This is a genomic window from Pantoea sp. Ep11b, assembly GCF_040783975.1.
GTDB lineage: Bacteria > Pseudomonadota > Gammaproteobacteria > Enterobacterales > Enterobacteriaceae > Pantoea.
In genome coordinates this window covers 2,979,855-2,993,592 of the sequence record NZ_CP160631.1, presented here as the reverse complement: position 1 = coordinate 2,993,592, position 13,738 = coordinate 2,979,855, and the positions used below count along the sequence as shown (strand labels likewise).

The following is a 13,738-nucleotide window of genomic DNA, read 5'->3' as shown; positions in this document are numbered from 1 at the left end:
ATTAAAACCATGATGACCGACTTCATTTTCAAATTCCCATGTATTCATAGATAGTATCCATGATAGAGTCGCTCGCTTTGGCACCTGCATAACCGGCAGCGATCGAACCAACTGCTGCGCAGACTACCGCTCCGGTTCCCGCAGTGGCTATCCCTATTGCTGCACATGCCCCTAATCCTGCTAAAGAACCTGCTGCACCAGCCCCCACTCCTGTTAAAGTTGAAGCGCCAAACTTCCCATACTCTTTGAATGCTGTCCTTTTACATTCGCTTTCACGCCCTTTAACGCAGGCATTGACCACGTCATTCGTTGTTCCGGCAAAGGAAAAACCTATACCTATATAGCCACCAGATTTTAAAAATTTTGCCGCTTTAGCTGCATTACCTGCATAAGTTGAATAGCCTGGTATCCCCCCAAGTCCTACTGTGGACCATTCATGTACTATAGAGCGGCTGGATAGATTCAGTGCTCTGCGCATGTCTTCGTAAGGTCTGAATTTAACCGTATTACGTATCAACGATTTTAGTAGCGGCTTGTTTACAAGCTCTTTTAGTTGAGTGAAGAGCTGGTTACGCTCTGCGAAGAATTGCTGACTAATCAGTGTTCCCTGCGTACGAAACTGGTTTTGATAGCTGACTTCTATCTTTTTAAGGGTATTCTCGATTTCTGAAAAATATCTCTCACCCACGTCACCAATAGTGCTAAAAATTTTATCTCCCGCAGTTGTGAGTGCAGCGATCAAACCGTAGTGTTGCTGCATAAAACTCGCTTCTTCAGAAGTTACGCCAACGAACGCAATATTGGTTTTTTGTTTAGCTTGCCTTAGCGTGCTCAACATTTGTGCAGTTTGCGCAGAAGCTGGGTCTGCTACAATGACTATCTGACCTGGGTTCAGCCATGGCGTGTCTGCATTGGTTTTTATAAAGAGGCGTGCAGCTTCTGAATTGCTGTCATTGAAAAGCATCCTTGCCTGAAATCCTAGACTGCCAGATTGCTGAACTACACAATATGCAGGGGAGAGGTTGCGTGACATTCCATTTCCTCCGCTAAAACAATGATTTAAAGAATGAGCCAAGCCTGTTGGTCCTGAATAGCCTGAATCAATTGTGCCGGGTACTGTAAATAAATTTAATGATTATGGCAAAAACTATCACCTCTTTACCGGGGGCAGGCAACGAAAAATTTCTCCTGAAAGCAGATACAACACTACCTCTGTAATATCGTGATGTTTTTCCCTGTTTCCGTTTAGCTGTAGAGTACAAATCTAAAAGACAGGCTCAGGTAGGTTAGTGATGTTTGTGAGCAGTTTTCCTGATAGCCTGCCATTTTGCTGACAATGCTGTTCTGTCTTTCCGTACCTTCAGGGGCGATCGCTTTGCTGAAAATCGCGGGCAGACTCACCATGCTGGCGAACTCTTGAAAGCGAAGGGAAGGGGATAAACCAAAGCTGGTCGTGATGCATTCAGGCGTCCGGGGTCGGTAGTCACGACATCTTCAGAGCTGTGTAACTCCGGCAGTGACCTGTGATTCCCCTTCCAGGACCAATATCCGAATGTATGCCTGGCAAACGGCATCAGGCAGGTTTTGATCAGAAAACAGCAGGTCGTGAGAAGCAGATGTTCAGAGGATTTGCACTGACAGCAGCAGGCAGAAACGAAAAAAGCAGCCTTTTGGGCTGCTTTTCGGGAGAATTTGGTCGGCACGAGAGGATTTGAACCTCCGACCCCGGACACCCCATGACCGTGCGCTACCAGGCTGCGCTACGTGCCGAACACTGGAGGATTAGTCTACTGGTTATCGTCATGAATGCAAGATACCTGTTGACTATTTGCCTGATAATTAATCAGTTAGCGATAAATCGCTTCTCTTCCGTTAATACCTGCAACAACAGTGTCAGTTCCGGCTTGTGATCTTTCAGCGCATTGCCCTGTGCATCATACGCGCGATAGCTGCCGTTGTTGTTGAGCACCAGCGTCACCTGCGGCGTGGTTATCACCAGCTTATTCTCTTCGCTGCTGGCAACCCAGTCGTGGCGACGACGTGCCGCGAACAGATCCTCACCCTGCGAGTAGTTCACCGGATTGGTCCGCACATGCAGCAGTCGCTGCATCAGCGTGGTCATCACATCCTGATGATCGGAGAGCCGATCGACAGTCTGCGCAGGCGTGTCGGGCCAGTGGATCACGAGCGGCACCTGCAGCGTCTGGCGATTACCGGCGCTGTCAGGATTGCCATCCAGCGCCAGACCGCGCTGTGCGGTGATCACCACCACGGTGTTCTTCATCAAATCACGCGCCTGCAGTTCGTTAAGCACGGCGCGAATCTGATCGTCCACCGCAGGTGCCTGACGCAGATAGCTGCGCTGACGCGCCTTCGCACTCTCACCGGTTACGTCAGGGCCGTTCAGGGCAATCCATGAGAACCACGGTGCCTGCGAGCCTTTCTGCCTGTCCAGCCAGTTCTGCCATTGCGCTACGGTACTGGCGTTAGGCTGGCTGTTGGTGGCAGGCAGCGAATAGTCGGTCAGCAGCGCCTGTCGGTAGAGCGGCGGATTAAAGCCTTCCGACGAGAAGAGGCCAAACTGATAACCCTGGGTGCTCAGCGCGCCGAGAAGGGCGGACGGGGTCCGCGAGGCCAGAATACCGTTCATATAGCTGGAGGAGATGCCGTAGAACAGGCCAAACAGCCCTTTCTCCGGGGTATCTCCGGCGCTGTAGTGCTGCGTGAAGCGCACGTTCTCGCTGGCGAACTGATTAAGTGCCGGCAGCGCCTTAGGCAGCGTAGCGTTGTTCAGGCCATCGACCGTCAGCACCAGCAGGTTGTTGCGTGTGCCGCCATCGCGGAACGTAATATCACTGAGCGGATACTCCACCGCCAGTGCTTCCGGGTCGCCCTGTTGTACCAGCCGGCGCTGATACTCCTGCGCATCCAGCAGACCATGACGCTCCAGGAAGCGACGGGCGGTCATCGGGTAGGAGAGCGGCAGGTTGGCGCGCTGCATTGTAATCGGGCGATAGAAGTTCGCATCGGCCCAGATATACATCAGGTGGCTGGCAAAGAAGGCGCTGATAAACAGGCCAGCCAGAGGCTTGCCAAACGAACGGCGGTTCAGGCTGCGCAGTTTCTGCCAGCTCCAGGTCGCAAACAGCATCTCGACCAGGAATATCAGCGGCACGCTGATAAACATCAGCTGCCAGTCGCGTGCCATCTCGCTCTGATCGGGGTTGATGACCAGCTCCCACACCACCGGATTAAGATGCAGGTGGAAGCGGCTGAAGACCGCGCTGTCGACCATCACCAGCGTCAGCCCGGCGGTGGCGACGACGGCCGATAACACCCGCATCAGCCGTTGCGACATCACCACAAAAGTCAGCGGGAAAATAATCAGCAGGTAAGTGGCGAAAACGATAAAACTGAAGTGGCCTACCCAGCTGGTATAGGCGTAGATACGCCCCGCCAGAGAAGAAGGCCAGTCGGCGACCAACAGGTAGCGACTGCCTAAAATCAGCGCGAATAAGATATTAAACAGAGCAAACCAGTGCCCCCAGCTAATCATCTGAGAGACTTTTTCGCGGTAGCGCTGCCGGTTGGTTACCATATTATAAAATCAAATCAGCTAATTAATGGGCGTTGTCGTCACGCACGGATGCCTGCAGGGCATCGGCGAAAGAGCGGGCCAGTGAGCGACGCTGCGCCGGAGCGACATCGCTGTTAATTAAGTTAGTCACCATGTTTCCCAGCACCATCAGGGAGAGGTCGGTGGGGGCTTTATCCTTGTGCAGGATTTGGGCCAGATCCGCGAGGAGTTGTTCCACGCGTTCGTCACTGTAACGGGATGATTGTGCCATATCGTCGTCTAAGCTCATTTCAAAAGGCGATATATTACCGGAACAACGCACTTTTTACCGCAATTTTATCGAAAGCAGCGCGTTCACTTTACGCATGGAGTTGAAAGCCGATGCTGGCGGTGTTTGAATACGCGCCTGTGCTAAAAGGAGAGTCTACCATGAGTCTGGATATCGACCAGATTGCCCTGCATCAGTTAATCAGACGCGATGAAAACCAGCTGGACGTGGCGCTGCGCGATTCGCTGCTGCCTGCGACCCAAACCGTCAACGCGATGGTGGAGGAGTTACACCGGGTTTACAGCGCAAAGAGCAAAGCCTACGGCCTGTTTAATGCGGAAAGTGAACTGGCAGAAGCCCTGCGCGATTGTCGTAAGGGCAACGACGATTTTCTTGCTTTTAGCCGTGCCGCGACGGGCCGCCTGCGCGACGAACTGTCAAAATATCCCTTCGCCGAAGGCGGCGTGGTGCTGTTTATCCACTATCGCTATCTGGCCGTGGAGTATCTGCTGATTGCGGTACTGAACAGCCAGTCCAGTATGCGGGTGAATGAGCAGCTGGATATCAGCAGCACTCACTATCTCGACATCAATCATGCCGATATCGTCGCGCGCATCGATTTAACCGAGTGGGAGACCAATCCTGAGTCGAGCCGTTACCTGACCTTCCTGCGCGGCCGCGTCGGCCGGAAAGTGGCGGACTTCTTTATGGACTTCCTTGGTGCCGAAGTCGGGCTGGACACCAAGGCGCAGAACCGTGGGCTGCTGCAGGCGGTGGATGACTACTGCAACGAGTCGGCGCTGGATAAGCAGGAGCGGCAGAACTATCGCCAGCAGGTCTACAGCTACTGTAACGAGCAGTTGCAGGCGGGCGAGGAGATTGCGCTGGAAGATCTGTCGAGCGAACTGCCTCCGCTGGGCGAAAAAAGCTTCCAGGCGTTTACCCAGGAGCAGGGCTATGAGCTGGAAGAGAGTTTCCCGGCTGACCGCTCGACGCTGCGTCAGCTGACCAAATTCGCCGGCAGCGGCGGGGGACTGACCCTGAACTTTGATGCGATGTTGCTGGGCGAACGTATTTTCTGGGATCCGGCAACGGACACTCTGACGATCAAGGGAACGCCACCGAATCTGCGCGACCAGCTGCAGCGCCGGACCAGCGGCAAATAAAAAAGCCGGGCTCAGCCCGGCTTTTTTACCCCTCCCGGCGATAAGTTTCACCGGGAGGGGACAAAACAAAAGGGCCGGTTTCGCAACCGGCCCTTCTGCTTTTCAACTCTGTCAGCGATTAAGCGCGAACGAAGTCGATATGGAACAGTTTTGGCTTGAACGGGTGACGCTGAACAGCCTGAACTTTCACTTTGGTTTCTTTACCGTCAACAACCAGAGTCAGCACTTCTTCGTAGAAACCAGGCTTAGCCTGCATGTTCATTACGGAGTCGTGATCCAGGTCGATGGCAACAGCCGCTTCAGAACCACCGTAAACGATAGCCGGGAAACGGTTAGCTGTACGCAGGCGGCGGCTCGCACCCTTACCCTGCTCTTTACGTTCTACTGCATTGATAGTGAACATTAATACGTCTCTTTATATATTTCCTGCTACAGGCGACCCAGTAACAGGCAGGTTATTCAACACTGCTGATGCACATGCAAAAGCGGGCGGCATTATAGCCGTAATGCCAGGCGGTAGCAAACGATATACCCATCCGCTCGGGGCCGGGCGGTCAGCGCAGCTCATTGGCCCGGCGATAGCGCCCCTGATAGTCGAACATCTTCTCGCGGATCTGCCAGTACTGGCCTTTGGCGCGCGCCACCACAAAGTCGGGATGGCGTAACAGCGGCTGCAGCGCCACGACGTCAGCGGCGGTCTGCCAGCCCAGCGGCACGCCGGGCGCGCGCTGGTGCGGACGCATAAACAGCTGCTCGAAGGCTTTGCGCTGGGCTGGCGTCTGCAGGCGAAATCGTTCGCTGACGCTGGTGCCGTCCTCGTCAAAATAGGTCGCCTTCAGCCATTCGCCTTTGGCATCCGCCCCCTGTTCCAGCGTCATGCCGCCACAGCGCAGCACCAGCGCATCTTTGAGTTTCAGCGCCGCTTTAAGCATATCGTCCGGGTCGACCAGAATTTTGTCGCACTGGTGGCAGCGGCGGGCGGCAATATCGTTCTCTGCGCCACAGTCCGGGCAGCTCTTAAAGCGGAAGCGGAAGTCACACTGCTCACGTTCGCCCTCATCATCTTCCAGCACACCCTGGCAGCGGCGGCCAAAATGCTCGATCACCATGCCATCTTCTGTCGCTTTGCCCCAGAAGGTGTTGGCGAAACCGCAGGCCGGGCAGAAGACCTGTACTGGCTGGTTATCGCTGGCCCCTTTGGGCGCGCCGACTTCCGGCGTGAAGAGATCGTGCGGATTACCGGCATAATCGAGGATCAGACAGCTGGTTTTACCTGGCGAAAGCCGCAGGCCGCGTCCGACGATCTGCTGATAGAGGCTGACCGACTCGGTGGGGCGCAGGATGGCGATCAGGTCAACGTGCGGCGCATCAAAGCCGGTGGTCAGCACCGCGACGTTCACCAGGTATTTCAACTCCTGCGCCTTAAAGGCCAGAATCAGGGCGTCGCGCTCACGGGCGGGCGTTTCGGCGGAGATCAGCGCGCTGTTGTCGGGCAGCAGCCGCAGGATTTCATGCGCATGATCCACCGTGGAGGCGAAAATCATCACCCCGAGCCGCTCCTCCGCAAACTCCACAATCTGACGGATGATATGCGGCGTAACGCGCTGCTGCTGTTTCAGTTCACGATTGAGATCGGCCTCGCTGAACAGGCCACTGGCCTGCGCCGTCAGCCGGCTGAAGTCATACTGTACCACCGGCATATCCAGCCGCTCCGGGGGCACCAGAAACTGATGTTTGATCATGTAGCGCAGCGGCAGTTCATAGATACAGTCGCGGAACAGCGATTTTTCGTCGCCGCGCACCATGCCGTGATAGTGGAACTGATAGATCCAGCCTTTGCCCAGCCGGAACGGTGTGGCGGTCAGGCCCAGCAGACGCAGTTGCGGATTGTGTTGCCGCAGATGATTAAAGATCTGCTGATACTGACTCTCTTTGTCATCGCCAATGCGGTGACACTCATCCACGATCACCAGCGAGAAGGCGCTGTCGAACTGGTCGAGGTTGCGCGCGACGGACTGTACGCTGCCGAACACCACCTTGCGCTGGCTCTCTTTGCGCTGAAGGCCCGCCGCAAAGATATCCGCTTCCAGACCATAAGCCTGATATTTGCTGTGGTTCTGCGCCACCAGCTCTTTGACGTGCGCGAGCACCAGCACCCGGCCACGCGCCAGCCGGGCCAGTTCAGCGATGACCAGACTCTTTCCGGCACCGGTCGGCAGCACAATCACCGCAGGCTGGTGATGACGACGGAAATGCGACACGGTGGCATTCACCGCATCCTGTTGATAGGGGCGTAAGGTAAAGGACATGTTGCTCACTTTTGCAAAACTGGTGGCAATTATGCCACGAAAGGGCGGTAAACGCGCTGTCAGGCTGGCGTGGATCACGTTATACTTCCCGCACATTTTCAACGGTTAACCAGGCCGTTTCAGATTCCCTCCGCAGTAACAGGCAAAACGAATTCATGCGACTCGACAAATTCATCTCTCAGCAACTGGAAATCAGCCGCGCCATCGCCCATCGCGAGATCCGTGGTCAGCGTGTCACCGTGAACGGTGACGTGGTGCGCGATACCGCGTTTAAACTGCTGCCCGATCACGAAGTGATGTATGACGGTAACCTCCTGCAGATGCTGACCGGCCCACGCTACTTCATGCTGAACAAGCCGCAGGGCTATGTCTGCTCTACCGACGATCCCGATCATCCAACCATTCTCTATTTCATCGAAGAGCCGATGGCCTTTAAGCTGCATGCAGCAGGGCGCCTCGATATCGATACCACCGGGCTGGTGCTGCTGACCGACGATGGCCAGTGGTCACACCGCATTACCTCGCCACGCCACCACTGCGAGAAGACCTATCGCGTCACGCTGGAGTCGCCGGTCGCGGACGATACCGCCGCACAGTTTATGGCGGGTGTGCAGCTGCACAACGAGAAGAGCCTGACCAAACCGGCCCGGCTGGAGGTGATTACGCCGACAGACGTGCGGCTGACGCTGAGCGAAGGGCGCTACCATCAGGTGAAACGGATGTTTGCGGCCGTGGGCAACCGGGTCGTGGAACTGCATCGCGAGCGCATCGGTGAGATCGTGCTGGATGAGGATCTGGAACCGGGTGAATACCGTCCGCTGACCGAAGATGAGATTGCCAGCATCGGTCTGCCAAAAGAGCTGCAGGCAAAATAGGGCCTGCGTCAGGATGATAAGGAGAGGAGAGGGCGTGCGTAAGGAAAAAAATTCGCCAACGGGATTGGTCGTTATCCTGGGGCTGTTAGCCATGCTGATGCCGTTATCGATCGACATGTATCTGCCGGCCATGCCGCAGATTGCCCGTGAGTTTGGCGTCTCCGCCGGCAGCGTGCAGATGTCGCTCAACCTCTATATCCTGGGCTTCGCGATCGGTCAGCTCATCTACGGGCCGCTGGCCGACAGCTATGGCCGCAAGCCCGTGATCGCGCTCGGTACGCTGATCTTTGCCTGTGCCGCCGCAGCCTGTGCGCTGTCGCAATCGATCGACCAGCTCATCCTGATGCGCTTTCTGCATGGCCTGTCGGCCGCCGCCGCCAGCGTGGTGATCAATGCGCTGATGCGGGACAGTTACTCGAAAGAGGACTTCTCGCGCATGATGTCCTTTGTGATGCTGATTACCACCATTGCGCCGCTGCTGGCCCCGATTATCGGCGGCTGGCTGCTGGTGCTCTGGAGCTGGCACGCCATTTTCTGGGCGCTGGCCGGGGCCGCGTTAGTGACCACCGTGCTGGTGACCACCCAGATCCGTGAAACCCTGAAGCCCGAGCAGCGGCAGCGCTTTCATCTGCGCACCACGCTGGGCAATTTCGTCACGCTGTTTCGTCACAAGCGCGCCTTCAGTTACATGCTGTCGAGCGGCTTCTCCTTTGCCGGGCTGTTTACCTTCCTCAATGCCGGGCCGTTTGTGTACATCGAACTGAATCACGTCTCACCGCAAAACTTCGGTTACTACTTTGGTCTTAACGTGGTGTTTCTGTTTGTGCTGACGCTGATTAACAGCCGCGCGGTGCGCCGCTTTGGTCCGGTAGCGATGTTCCGGCTGGGGCTGCTGATTCAGTTCTGCATGGGGATCTGGCTGTTGCTGGTCAGCGCCTTTGACCTGGGCTTTCTGCCGCTGGTGATGGGCATCGCGATGTTTATCGGCTGCGTGTCGATGGTCTCCTCCAACGCAATGGCGGTGATCCTGGATGAGTTTCCGCATATGGCCGGCACCGCGTCGTCGCTGGCGGGCACGCTGCGGTTTGGCGTCGGTGCGTTTGTCGGTGCACTGCTCTCCCTGCTGAGTTTCAACAGTGCCTGGCCGATGGTCGGCACCATCGCGCTCTGTGCCTCTCTCTCGCTGCTGCTCTTCTTCTACGCTTCCCGGCCCCGCGCATCCTCCCGCTGATTCGGCGCATTTTGCTGCCCGCCATCTCCGGCGGGCGGCGCGCCAGCACTATGTTTATTTAATGTGAAGATTTTTAGTTAAAAAAGTAACCATATTGCGTCTAAAATGATTGTTAACAGCGTGTGAACGCGGTAAATATAGCCTGAAGTGCGACATGAGTCGCAAAAATGCGCTTCTGCAGTTCGCACGGCGAAGAGATCCTGCCGGATTCCGCCGCCACCGGCCGTTTTCGCGTCGGTGTCTGTGCGTTGCGACATACACTCATCCGGGGAGAGTAAATTATGCTGCAACTTTCAATCGTGCATCGCCTGCCGCAGCGTTTTCGCTGGGCCAGCGATCACCACAGTACCATCGAATCCGATGACGCTGTGCTGGATGATCAGGAGTTTGTGGCGCTGCGGCTGATCAGCCATGACGGCATACCGGCATGGGAGATCCTGCAGCAGCTGAAAGAGGTGCTGGCTGGCATTCAGGTTGACTGTAAAGTGGCCGAGTGTGAAGGACAGCCCTGCCTGTTCATTCGCCGTCGTGACGAAAGCGCGACCAACTGCTGCCTGAAAAATCAGGGCGTGGCGATCGCCGAAACCTTTATCGCAGGCTAGCTGGCGAGGCCTGCAGCAGCGCCCGGGTATACGCCGTCGCAGGTGACGTAAACAACTTTTCGCATTCGCCCTGTTCCACCACTTCCCCCTGACGCAGCACAATGAGCTGGTGACACAGGGCGCGCACCACATCGAGATCGTGACTGATAAAGAGATAACTAAGCTGGCGCTGCTGCTGTAAACGGCGTAACAGCGTCAGGATCTGCTTCTGCACCGTGCGGTCCAGCGACGAGGTCGGTTCATCCAGGATCAGTAACTCCGGTTCCAGAATCAGCGCCCGCGCGATAGCGATACGCTGCCGCTGCCCGCCGGAAAATTCAGCCGGATAGCGATGACGACTATCAGCATCCAGGCCCACCTCTGCCATTACCGCCATCACCCGCTGCTGCTGCTGCTCCCGATCGAGCGCGGGCTGATGCACCGCCAGCCCTTCAGCGATAATCTGCTGAACCGTCATGCGTGGATTAAGCGAAGAGTTCGGGTCCTGAAAGACCACTTGGATGCGCTGCCGCAGCGGCAACAACGCCCGGCGCGACAGCTGATGCAGGGGCTGCCCCGCAAACCAGACATCACCGCGTGAGGCAATCAGCCGCAGCAGCGCCAGGCCAGTCGTGCTTTTCCCCGATCCCGACTCGCCCACCAGCCCGAGACTTTCGCCCCGGCGCAGGCGGAAACTCAGACCGCTCAGCACCGTTTTCTCATCGTCCTGCCGACGGAACAGGCTGCGCCGCCGTGGAAAAGTGACCGCAAGCCGATCGACCTGCAGAATGACCGGCGCATCTGCGGGCAGCGGCAGCGCCCGTCCTTCCGGCTCGGCGGCCAGCAGCTGCTGACTGTAGGGATGCTGCGGCTGACTCAGCAGGATCGGGCTGCGGTTCTGCTCCACGATGCGCCCGTTACGCATGACGCTGATGTTATCCGCCAGCTGGCGCACGATGTGCAGGTTGTGAGTGATAAAGAGCATCGCCATGTTGCGCTCACGCTGCAGGTCGCGCAGCAGCGTCAGGATCTGCGCCTGTACCGTCACATCCAGCGCGGTGGTCGGCTCATCGGCAATCAGCAGCTGAGGCTCTGTCAGCAGCGCCATTGCGATCATCACCCGCTGACGTTCTCCCCCCGACAGCTGGTGGGGAAAATCATTGAGCCGAGCGGCGGGCTGGCGGATACCGACCCGATCAAGCACGCTGAGGATCTCCATCCGCGCGGCCGCGCGCCGCAGCCCGCGATGCAGCGACAGCACTTCATAAAGCTGCTTCTCTACGGTGTGCAGCGGATTGAGCGACACCATCGGTTCCTGAAAAATCATCGCGATCTGGTTGCCACGAAGGGCGCGCAGCCGCGGCTCCGGCGCCCGCAGCAGATCCTCACCGTTAAACAGGATCTCGCCGCCGGGATAAGCCACCGTCGATTCATGCAGCAGCCGCATCACGGAGAGCGCCGTCACGCTCTTGCCGGAGCCCGACTCACCGACCAGCGCCAGCGTTTCACCTGCCGCAATATGCAGGGAGAGATCATCCACCACCTGGCGAAGCGTCTCACCCTGACGAAAGGCGACAGAGAGGTGGTTAATGGCAAGCAGGGGCGTTGTCATCTAGGCTCCTTTGCCCGGATCAAAGGCGTCGCGCACCGCTTCGCCAATAAAAATCAGCAGCGACAGCAGGATCGCCAGAGTAAAAAAGCCCGCCAGGCCCAGCCAGGGGGCCTGCAGATTATTCTTGCCCTGCAGCAGCAGCTCACCCAGCGAGGGCGAGCCGAGCGGCAGACCAAAACCCAGAAAATCGAGCGAGGTCAGGGTGGTAATCGAACCGCACAGGATAAAGGGCAGAAAGGTCAGGGTGGCGACCATCGCGTTAGGCAGCATATGACGCAGCATAATCCGGCCATCGCTGACGCCCAGCGCCTGCGCCGCACGGATATAGTCAAAGTTGCGGGTTCGCAGAAACTCCGCCCGCACCACGCTCACCAGACTCATCCAGCCAAACGCGACGGTGACCAGCAGCAGCCACCAGAAGCCCGGCTGGATCACGCTGGAGAGCAGAATCAGCAGGAACAGCGCAGGCATCCCGGACCAGACCTCAATCAGCCGCTGCCCGATCAGGTCTATCCGCCCGCCGAAATAGCCCTGCAGCGCACCGATTACGATCCCGATGACGCTGGAGATAAGCGTCAGCAGTATGCCGAACAGCAGGGAGATGCGGGTGCCGTAGAGCAGTCGTGCCAGGACGTCGCCGCCATTCGCATCCGTGCCCAGCCAGTTCTGCGCCGACGGCGGCGAGGGGAAGGGAACCCGGGTGGCAAAATTGATGGTGCTGTCGCTGAAGCGGATCGGTGCCCATAGTGCCCAGCCGTTCTGGCTGATGCGCTGCCGCAGCCAGGGATCCTGATAATCCGCCGTGGTCGCCAGCACGCCGCCATAGTCGGCCTCGCTGTAGTCAGACAGCAGCGGGACCATCCAGCGCTGCTGATAGTGCACCAGCAGCGGCTTCTCATTGGCGATCAGGTCGGCGCCCAGCGACAGCAGGAAGAGGATCAGAAAGATCCACAGCGAACAGTAGCCGCGCCGGTGATGGCGAAAGCGCTGCCAGCGCTGCTGGTTAAGAGGAGAGAGCGGCATCAGCGGCGTCCAAAATCAATGCGGGGATCGACCAGCATATAGGTCAGATCGCTGAGGATATTCATCAGCAGACCTATCAGCGTAAAAATATAGAGTGTGCCAAACATCACCGGATAGTCGCGCTGCAGGGTAGCGTCGTAGCCCAGCAGCCCCAGGCCATTAAGGGAGAACATCACCTCGATCAGCACCGAACTGGTAAAGAACATGCTGATAAAGGTGGCAGGAAAGCTGGCGATCACCAGCAGCATCGCATTGCGAAACACATGGTGATAGAGGATACGTCGCTCCGGCACCCCTTTCGCGCGTGCGGTGACCACATAGAGCTTGCGGATCTCATCCAGAAAGGCGTTTTTCGTCAGCATGGTTAGCGTGGCGAAGCCGCCGATCACGGTAGCCAGCACCGGCAGGGCGATATGCCAGAAATAGTCCAGCACTTTGCCATACCAGGGCAGGGTGTCGGACTGCGCGGAGGTGAGCCCGCGCAGCGGAAACCAGTCGAGATAGCTGCCACCGGCAAACAGCACGATCAGCATGATCCCGAACAGAAACGCGGGGATGGAGTAGCCGATGATAATAAAGGCGCTGCTCCAGACATCAAAGGCGCTGCCGTTGCGCACCGCTTTGCGGATCCCGAGCGGAATCGACACCAGATAGATGATCAGCGTGCTCCAGAGCCCCAGGCTGATCGAAACCGGCAGGCTCTCTTTGATCAGCCCGATCACCGAGGCGCTGCGAAACAGGCTGTCGCCAAAATCCAGCCGCAGATAATTCCACAGCATCTCGCCATAACGCTGCCAGATCGGCTTATCGAAGCCGTAACGTTTTGTGATCTCCGCAATGACTTCCGGGTCCAGCCCGCGCGCGCCGCGATAGGTATTCCCGGCCGGGTTCAGCGGCGAGACGCTGGCGCGTGCACCGGCGCTTTCCGTCGCGCCGCCGGGCATACCGGTGGTCTGCCCGAACTGAATATTCGCCAGCGCCTGATCGACAGGTCCGCCCGGCGCAATCTGGACGATAAAGAAATTGAGCGTGATGATCGCCCACAGGGTGGGAATAATCAGCAGTAACCGGCGCAGAAAATAGGCGGCCAACGGTT

12 protein-coding genes and 1 tRNA gene are annotated in these 13,738 nt (G+C 57.3%); 4 read left to right on the top strand and 9 right to left on the bottom strand.

Going from position 1 to position 13,738, the window contains the following annotated elements; all coding sequences use genetic code 11:
• Window positions 1-28: 28 nt before the first annotated feature.
• The 4 genes from AB1748_RS14105 to AB1748_RS14090 form a co-directional block, all read right to left on the bottom strand.
• Window positions 29-1,033 (bottom strand): hypothetical protein, encoded by a 1,005-nt coding sequence (locus AB1748_RS14105; protein WP_111138732.1) that lies wholly within the window; start codon window positions 1,031-1,033, stop codon window positions 29-31.
• A gap of 660 nt (window positions 1,034-1,693) precedes the next feature.
• Window positions 1,694-1,770, bottom strand: a tRNA-Pro gene (locus AB1748_RS14100).
• A 73-nt stretch (window positions 1,771-1,843) separates the two neighbouring features.
• Complete coding sequence (gene yejM, locus AB1748_RS14095) at window positions 1,844-3,598, bottom strand: LPS biosynthesis-modulating metalloenzyme YejM (RefSeq protein WP_293771940.1); 1,755 nt, start codon at window positions 3,596-3,598, stop codon at window positions 1,844-1,846.
• 22 nt (window positions 3,599-3,620) lie between these two features.
• The gene (locus tag AB1748_RS14090; protein WP_111138780.1) at window positions 3,621-3,848 is read right to left on the bottom strand and encodes a YejL family protein; all 228 of its coding nucleotides are present in this window, start codon (window positions 3,846-3,848) and stop codon (window positions 3,621-3,623) included.
• Between the two features lie 158 nt (window positions 3,849-4,006).
• Between AB1748_RS14090 and yejK the strand changes: the two genes are divergently transcribed.
• Window positions 4,007-5,011: a nucleoid-associated protein YejK gene (yejK, locus tag AB1748_RS14085; protein ID WP_111138734.1), complete on the top strand. Its 1,005-nt coding sequence runs from the start codon at window positions 4,007-4,009 to the stop codon at window positions 5,009-5,011.
• 118 nt (window positions 5,012-5,129) lie between these two features.
• On the opposite strand, the gene rplY is transcribed toward yejK, so the two are convergent.
• Complete coding sequence (gene rplY / locus AB1748_RS14080; RefSeq protein ID WP_111138735.1) at window positions 5,130-5,414, bottom strand: 50S ribosomal protein L25; 285 nt, start codon at window positions 5,412-5,414, stop codon at window positions 5,130-5,132.
• 151 nt (window positions 5,415-5,565) lie between these two features.
• Window positions 5,566-7,320 carry a DEAD/DEAH box helicase gene (locus AB1748_RS14075; protein WP_111138736.1) on the bottom strand — a complete coding sequence of 585 codons (1,755 nt, stop codon included), beginning with the start codon at window positions 7,318-7,320 and terminating at the stop codon, window positions 5,566-5,568.
• Window positions 7,321-7,475: 155 nt separating this feature from the next.
• Here AB1748_RS14075 and rsuA point away from each other — a divergent pair, with 155 nt between their 5' ends.
• From rsuA to AB1748_RS14060, 3 genes are all read left to right on the top strand, one after another.
• Window positions 7,476-8,195 (top strand): 16S rRNA pseudouridine(516) synthase RsuA, encoded by a 720-nt coding sequence (gene rsuA, locus AB1748_RS14070; RefSeq protein WP_293771930.1) that lies wholly within the window; start codon window positions 7,476-7,478, stop codon window positions 8,193-8,195.
• Between the two features lie 34 nt (window positions 8,196-8,229).
• Window positions 8,230-9,426 (top strand): Bcr/CflA family multidrug efflux MFS transporter, encoded by a 1,197-nt coding sequence (locus AB1748_RS14065; RefSeq protein WP_111138738.1) that lies wholly within the window; start codon window positions 8,230-8,232, stop codon window positions 9,424-9,426.
• A gap of 281 nt (window positions 9,427-9,707) precedes the next feature.
• Window positions 9,708-10,028, top strand: a complete 321-nt coding sequence (locus tag AB1748_RS14060; RefSeq protein WP_111138739.1) for a hypothetical protein — start codon at window positions 9,708-9,710, stop codon at window positions 10,026-10,028.
• Here AB1748_RS14060 and yejF read toward each other — a convergent pair.
• The 3 genes from yejF to yejB are packed head-to-tail and all read right to left on the bottom strand — an operon-like array spanning window position 10,015 to window position 13,733.
• Window positions 10,015-11,619, bottom strand: coding sequence for a microcin C ABC transporter ATP-binding protein YejF (gene yejF, locus AB1748_RS14055; RefSeq protein ID WP_367395651.1), 1,605 nt, complete (start codon window positions 11,617-11,619; stop codon window positions 10,015-10,017). The genes AB1748_RS14060 and yejF overlap by 14 nt on opposite strands.
• Window positions 11,620-12,642 (bottom strand): ABC transporter permease, encoded by a 1,023-nt coding sequence (locus AB1748_RS14050; RefSeq protein ID WP_111138741.1) that lies wholly within the window; start codon window positions 12,640-12,642, stop codon window positions 11,620-11,622. It lies immediately after the preceding gene.
• Window positions 12,642-13,733, bottom strand: coding sequence for a microcin C ABC transporter permease YejB (gene yejB / locus AB1748_RS14045; protein WP_111138742.1), 1,092 nt, complete (start codon window positions 13,731-13,733; stop codon window positions 12,642-12,644). The genes AB1748_RS14050 and yejB overlap by 1 nt, the downstream gene beginning before the upstream one ends.
• Window positions 13,734-13,738 lie beyond the last annotated feature (5 nt).

What these genes read in the sequence shown, in the direction of transcription:
- yejK (WP_111138734.1), top strand. Translation starts at nt 4,007, where the DNA reads ATGAGTCTGGATATCGACCAGATTGCCCTGCATCAGTTAATCAGACGC.
- rplY (WP_111138735.1), bottom strand. Translation starts at nt 5,414, where the DNA reads ATGTTCACTATCAATGCAGTAGAACGTAAAGAGCAGGGTAAGGGTGCG.
- rsuA (WP_293771930.1), top strand. Translation starts at nt 7,476, where the DNA reads ATGCGACTCGACAAATTCATCTCTCAGCAACTGGAAATCAGCCGCGCC.
- yejF (WP_367395651.1), bottom strand. Translation starts at nt 11,619, where the DNA reads ATGACAACGCCCCTGCTTGCCATTAACCACCTCTCTGTCGCCTTTCGT.
- AB1748_RS14105 (WP_111138732.1), bottom strand. Translation starts at nt 1,033, where the DNA reads ATGTCACGCAACCTCTCCCCTGCATATTGTGTAGTTCAGCAATCTGGC.
- AB1748_RS14060 (WP_111138739.1), top strand. Translation starts at nt 9,708, where the DNA reads ATGCTGCAACTTTCAATCGTGCATCGCCTGCCGCAGCGTTTTCGCTGG.
- yejM (WP_293771940.1), bottom strand. Translation starts at nt 3,598, where the DNA reads ATGGTAACCAACCGGCAGCGCTACCGCGAAAAAGTCTCTCAGATGATT.
- AB1748_RS14075 (WP_111138736.1), bottom strand. Translation starts at nt 7,320, where the DNA reads ATGTCCTTTACCTTACGCCCCTATCAACAGGATGCGGTGAATGCCACC.
- AB1748_RS14090 (WP_111138780.1), bottom strand. Translation starts at nt 3,848, where the DNA reads ATGGCACAATCATCCCGTTACAGTGACGAACGCGTGGAACAACTCCTC.
- AB1748_RS14050 (WP_111138741.1), bottom strand. Translation starts at nt 12,642, where the DNA reads ATGCCGCTCTCTCCTCTTAACCAGCAGCGCTGGCAGCGCTTTCGCCAT.